Origin of the sequence: Rhodoferax sp. (assembly GCF_039922535.1) — a bacterium.
Taxonomy (GTDB): Bacteria; Pseudomonadota; Gammaproteobacteria; order Burkholderiales; family Burkholderiaceae_C; genus Rhodoferax_B.
The window spans coordinates 1-5,191 of sequence record NZ_JBDTEM010000189.1 but is presented as its reverse complement, the minus strand read 5'-3'; the positions used below and the strand labels follow the sequence as shown (position 1 = coordinate 5,191).

Here is a 5,191-nt window from a genome sequence, read left to right as displayed (position 1 = left end):
GCCCGATGTGGTGGCGGTTGAGTTCTACGTGGCGGGCTATCACCTTGAGCTGCTTGCTCAGGGCATCGTACTCACCGGTGATGCGCTTGATGAGCTGGTCCACGCTGGGGGCGTTGGGGACCTTGGGTGGAGGGGCATTGTCAGCGGACATCGTGGTTTCGCGTGTGTAAAGCGGCCATCTTAATCTCGGTGCATGGCCATATTTTCACATTCAGCATAAATAGAAACTTATTATTATTTTGAGCAACAATTCTCAACCATTAAAGCCCACTTCCCTCAAACGCCCCGCCCCTGCCCCCGGTGGTACCTATAGCCCGGAAATGCGCATCGTCAGCGCGGCGCTGGCAGGTGCTGGTGTCCATAGTGGCGGACTAAGCGAACTTAATTTTTGGTCTTTTGTGGGGCGCCGTGCAGGCCCTCCTTTGCGTCGTTGAAAGCCGAAATGTTCGCAACCATAAAAACGGCGGACATCGACTTCAATTCGGACTTGTGAAGTTCCGCCGCCCGCCTGACACGCTGGTCACCCTCGGCGGTCAAACGGACCAGCACTTGTCGGCGGTCGGTTTCGCCCGGTGATCGCGACACCCAGCCCGCCTCTTCGCAGCGCGACACCAGCGCCACCACACCGTGCTGTTGGGTTTGCAGCCTTTCGGCCAGTTCGCCGATGGTGGCATGTTCACGGCCCGGGAATCCTTTGACGTGCAACAGCAACTGGTATTGCTGCGGTGTCAGGCCCTCGGAGTGCGCCGCCTCCTCGCTAAAGCGCAGGAAGCGTCGTAACTGGTACCGAAATTCGGACAGCGATTCAAAGTCACTTTTCGTGAGTTCAGGGTTGTTTCGGCGCATGGTCGTTGGGCTTGCTTTGGAAATTTATATCACACTGTGATGTAATTAGGTCTTTTACCATTGTTGCCCAAGTTCATGTATTTCCTCCAGCATCCGTGGCTGAGAAGCCTCCTGCCCTCGGTGGCTTTGGTCGGTCAACGAGAGCGATTACGTTCTGGCGCCGGGGCTTTGCTTGGCATTCTTCTGACCGGCCTTCTCAGTGCTGCCTTGTTAGGCCCCACGGCTACGGCGGCGGCGCTGATAGCCCCGATGGGTGCCTCTGCCGTGCTGTTGTTCGGCGTTCCCGCCAGCCCTTTGGCCCAACCCTGGTCCATCACTGGTGGCAATCTCGTGTCGGCCCTCATCGGCGTCACGTGCGCGAAATTCATTGGCAGCCCCTTCCAGGCGGCCGCAGCGGCCATCTTCTTTGCCATCGGGGCGATGTTCGCATTGCGCTGCCTGCATCCACCCAGCGGTGCGGTCGCGCTCACGGCGGTTCTGGGCGGGCCAGCAGTGCATGCCAGCGGATACGACTTTGTGTTGGCTCCGGTGGGACTGAACACGCTTGTGCTGCTGTTAGTGGCCTTGGTCTACAACAATGCCACGGGTCGGCGCTACCCGCACAGCCAACAGTTGGAGACAGCGCACCCCCACCTGACCAACGATGTGGTGCCCATGGCCCGATTGGGCTTCACACCCAGCGATTTACAGGCGGTATTGAAGGAGTACAACCAGGTGCTCGACGTCAGTGCCGATGACCTGGCAGACCTGTTCAGCAAGACGGAAATGCACGCATTGCGCCGCGTCATAGGCGACACCAAATGCGTGGACGTGATGTCCAAAGACATCGTCAGCGTCGAGTTCGCCACCGAGTTACAGGAGGCCTGGGCACTCATGCACCGCCATCGGCTGCAGGCACTGCCAGTGCTCAATCGGGCACGCCATGTGGTGGGTATCGTCACCCGCACGGACTTTCTGCGCCACGCCAACCTGACCGATGCCGCCAGCATCACAAGCCGGATGCGTACCTTGCTGCGCCGAACGCCACACACCCATTCGGACAAGCCGGAGGTGGTCGGGCAAATCATGGGCTCACCGGCGAAAACGGTACTCGACAGCACGCCGATTGTGGAGCTGGTGCCGCTTATGTCCAACAGCGGCCTTCACCATGTGCCGGTAGTCGATGCGCAGCGCAAACTGGTGGGCATGGTGACGCAGACCGACCTGATCGCCGCACTCTACGAAACGAATCTGGCAAAACTCAGCGAAGCACGGGCGCGCCCGTCCGAAATGTAATGGCAACTTTTTCACACCATGCGCGCGATTACGCGCGTGACCCGCGCTTACTCCGGCTGGTCGGCCTAGCGGTTCCCATCGGAGCCCTCAGCACCATCGCGGCCTATGTGTTGTTGACGCTGATTCACTTCTTCACCAACCTCTTTTTCTTCCAATCGTTTTCGGTGGTGGACCGTTCGCCTGCGACCCACGGGCTGGGTGCCTGGGTGATAGCGGTCCCGGTCCTCGGCGGTCTGCTGGTCGGGCTGATGGCCCGGTTTGGCTCCGAGAAGATCCGTGGACACGGTATTCCCGAAGCCATTGAGGCCATCTTGTTCGGCAAAAGCAAACTGTCCGCCAAGGTGGCCTTGCTGAAGCCGCTGTCTTCGGGCATCGTGATTGGTTCAGGTGGGCCTTTCGGTGCCGAAGGGCCCATCATCATGACCGGCGGTGCCATCGGTTCCTTGCTGGCCCAGCATTTCCACCTATCGGCTGCCGAAAGAAAAGCCCTCCTGGTGGCAGGTGCCACGGCTGGCATGACGGCGGTTTTTGGTACCCCCTTGGCGGCGGTCCTGCTGGGCGTCGAGTTGTTGTTGTTCGAGCTGCGGCCGCGCAGCTTGCTGCCGGTCGCGGTGGCATGCGCCGTCGCCGGGTTTACGCGCCCACTGCTTTTGGAGGCGGGGCCGCTGTTTCCCTTGCACACCGCGCCGGTCGGCTACCTGGCCATGGTTTCATGCGTCGCCGTCGGGCTGCTTGCCGGTCTGCTGTCTGCCGGAATGTCCCGTGCGCTGTATACGGTAGAAGACCTGTTTCACCGGCTGCCGGTGCATTGGATGTGGTGGCCAGCGCTGGGCGGCATCGCCGTGGGCATCGGTGGGTGGTTGCAACCCCGGGCCTTGGGCGTGGGCTACGACGTTATTGCGGACCTGCTGAACCACCGCATCTTGGTGGGCGTCGCCCTGTCGCTGCTGGCGGTCAAAGCCGTCATCTGGGTGATCGCTTTGGGGTCTGGCACCTCTGGCGGGGTACTTGCGCCATTGCTCATGGTCGGTGCGGGACTGGGCACGGTGTTGGCGGCTTGGCTGCCGGGTGGCGAGCCATCACTGTGGCCTTTGGTGTCCATGGCGGCGATGTTGGGCGGGGTGCTCGGTGCGCCGTTGACCGCCATCGTGTTTGCGTTCGGACTCACGGGGGATGCCAATGCACTGCTACCGCTGTTGCTGGCGTGCTGCGTAGCGCACGGCCTCAGCGTGCTGCTGATGCCACGCTCCATCATGACGGAACGCATTGCGCGCCGCGGTCGCCATGTCTTTCGCGAATATGGGGTGGACCCGCTGGAGCGGGTGCATGTGGGGGATGTCATGACCACCAAGGTCATCAGCATCCCGGCAGATACCTCATTGGCGCAGGTTGCATCTGAATGGTTTAGCGACAGCCAACAGCACCGGGCCTATCCCGTAGTGGAGAGCGATGGCGCTTTCTTGGGAATGCTCGACCGAAACCACTTGCTCCACCATTCACACCCTGCAAGCACAGCACGCGACGTGGCGGAGCGCAACCCGGAAGCCATGACCGTGCCGACGGAGACCGGAAGCGCCGCTGCGCAACGCATGGCGGTCACCAAGCTGGAACGTCTGCCCGTGCTGGCCGACCTGCAGACCCGTAAGCTGGTGGGGATTCTCAGCCGTAGCGACCTGGTGAAGCCCGCCGAAGCCACCCACGAAGAGGAGTCGGTGCGTGAGACCGTGGCGCGGCCTTCTGCACGGGCCCTGGGTTAGCTGCGCGTCCAGGCCCTTCCAAAGCCCGCCTTCTCTACCTTCAGCAAGGAATGGGTGAAACTTTAAGCGAAATAGGCCTCCAGCGCTGGTAGCACCTGCGCTAGAAGCTATTCTTTAAATAGCAACTAGCCCAGCATCCGCCTAGGCGCTCAGGGAGTTCTCTCCTGGTATTTGGGGGTACCCGCCATAGATCAACCAGCCCCGCTGGCCTGGCCCATGCGCATGGGTCGGCTGCCGAGCTTGGCACCCGTTACCGCGTCGATACCGATCGGCTCGACCTCTAGGCCCGTCTCTTCGTCGATGTAGCGCGCAAGGTTCTCGCCACAGTTTCGCTGCGCCCAGGCGCCGATCATCATCAGCACCGGCAAGAAGTCCTGGCCAGCCGCTGTCAGCAGGTATTCCTCGCGCGTGGGCCGCTCGGAGTAGACGCGCTTCTCCAGCAAGCCTGCGTCGGTCAACGCGCCGAGCCGCTTGGTCAGCATCGTGGGCGCAATCCCCAGATTTTTCCGAAATTGGTCGAACCGGGTGACGCCTGAGTGCGCGTCTCGCAGGATCAGGATGCTCCAGGCATCGCCGACGGACTCCAGGCCGCGAGCGACCGGGCAACCCATAAAAAGATTATTTTTTTCGTTCATATCAAATTAGTAGTGACTTAGTACTTTTTTGATAGTAACATTCTCTTCATCGGCAATCCAGCCTTATTTCAACGAACTGCAAAGGAAATCAAATGAGCAACACATATAAGGGTATCGCCCTCGTCACCGGCGCTTCGTCGGGCATCGGACTGGTGACCGCCCAGTCCTTGGCCCAAGCCGGCTATCGCGTCTTCGGCACCAGCCGCAAGGCCGTTGCCAGCCGTTCAGGCATCACGATGCTGGTCTGCGACGTGACGGACGAGGTGTCGGTGAAGACGCTGGTCGATGAAGTGGTCAAGCAAGCCGGGCGCATCGACCTGGTGGTCAACAATGCCGGTGTGGGCCTGCTCGGCGGTGCCGAGGAGTCGTCCATCGGCCAGGCGCAGCGCCTGTTCGACGTGAACGTGTTCGGCGTGGCGCGTGTCATCAACGCGGTGCTGCCCATCATGCGGGCCCAAAAGGGCGGCCGCATCATCAATATGAGTTCGATCCTGGGCCTGATTCCTTCGCCTTTTAACGCCTTCTATGCGTCCACCAAGCATGCGATTGAGGGCTACACCGAATCGCTGGACCACGAAGTGCGCCGTTTTGGTATCCGTGTGGTGTTGGTGCAACCCGGCGTGACGCGCACCGCCTTCGAAGAGAACCTGACCCGCGCCGACCACCCCATGGCAATTT

Annotated in this window: 5 protein-coding genes; 3 read left to right on the top strand and 2 right to left on the bottom strand. The window is 60.9% G+C overall.

Going from position 1 to position 5,191, the window contains the following annotated elements; all coding sequences use genetic code 11:
• Positions 1–381: 381 nt before the first annotated feature.
• On the bottom strand, positions 382–846 hold the full coding sequence (locus ABI213_RS08915; RefSeq protein WP_348006037.1) for a MarR family winged helix-turn-helix transcriptional regulator: 465 nt from the start codon (positions 844–846) through the stop codon (positions 382–384).
• A 168-nt stretch (positions 847–1,014) separates the two neighbouring features.
• Between ABI213_RS08915 and ABI213_RS08910 the strand changes: the two genes are divergently transcribed.
• Together ABI213_RS08910 and ABI213_RS08905 are read left to right on the top strand one after the other, a co-directional pair.
• Complete coding sequence (locus tag ABI213_RS08910) at positions 1,015–2,121, top strand: HPP family protein (protein ID WP_348006036.1); 1,107 nt, start codon at positions 1,015–1,017, stop codon at positions 2,119–2,121.
• Positions 2,121–3,878: a chloride channel protein gene (locus tag ABI213_RS08905; protein ID WP_348006035.1), complete on the top strand. Its 1,758-nt coding sequence runs from the start codon at positions 2,121–2,123 to the stop codon at positions 3,876–3,878. The genes ABI213_RS08910 and ABI213_RS08905 overlap by 1 nt, the downstream gene beginning before the upstream one ends.
• Positions 3,879–4,069: 191 nt before the next feature.
• Here ABI213_RS08905 and ABI213_RS08900 read toward each other — a convergent pair whose 3' ends face one another.
• On the bottom strand, positions 4,070–4,513 hold the full coding sequence (locus tag ABI213_RS08900; protein ID WP_348006034.1) for a helix-turn-helix domain-containing protein: 444 nt from the start codon (positions 4,511–4,513) through the stop codon (positions 4,070–4,072).
• A 92-nt stretch (positions 4,514–4,605) separates the two neighbouring features.
• Between ABI213_RS08900 and ABI213_RS08895 the strand changes: the two genes are divergently transcribed.
• The coding region (locus tag ABI213_RS08895; protein WP_348026790.1) for an SDR family NAD(P)-dependent oxidoreductase at positions 4,606–5,191 on the top strand (586 nt) is incomplete at its 3' end.

Coding starts and splice junctions, on each gene's coding strand:
- ABI213_RS08900 (WP_348006034.1), bottom strand. CDS start 4,513: ATGAACGAAAAAAATAATCTTTTTATGGGTTGCCCGGTCGCTCGCGGC.
- ABI213_RS08915 (WP_348006037.1), bottom strand. CDS start 846: ATGCGCCGAAACAACCCTGAACTCACGAAAAGTGACTTTGAATCGCTG.
- ABI213_RS08905 (WP_348006035.1), top strand. CDS start 2,121: ATGGCAACTTTTTCACACCATGCGCGCGATTACGCGCGTGACCCGCGC.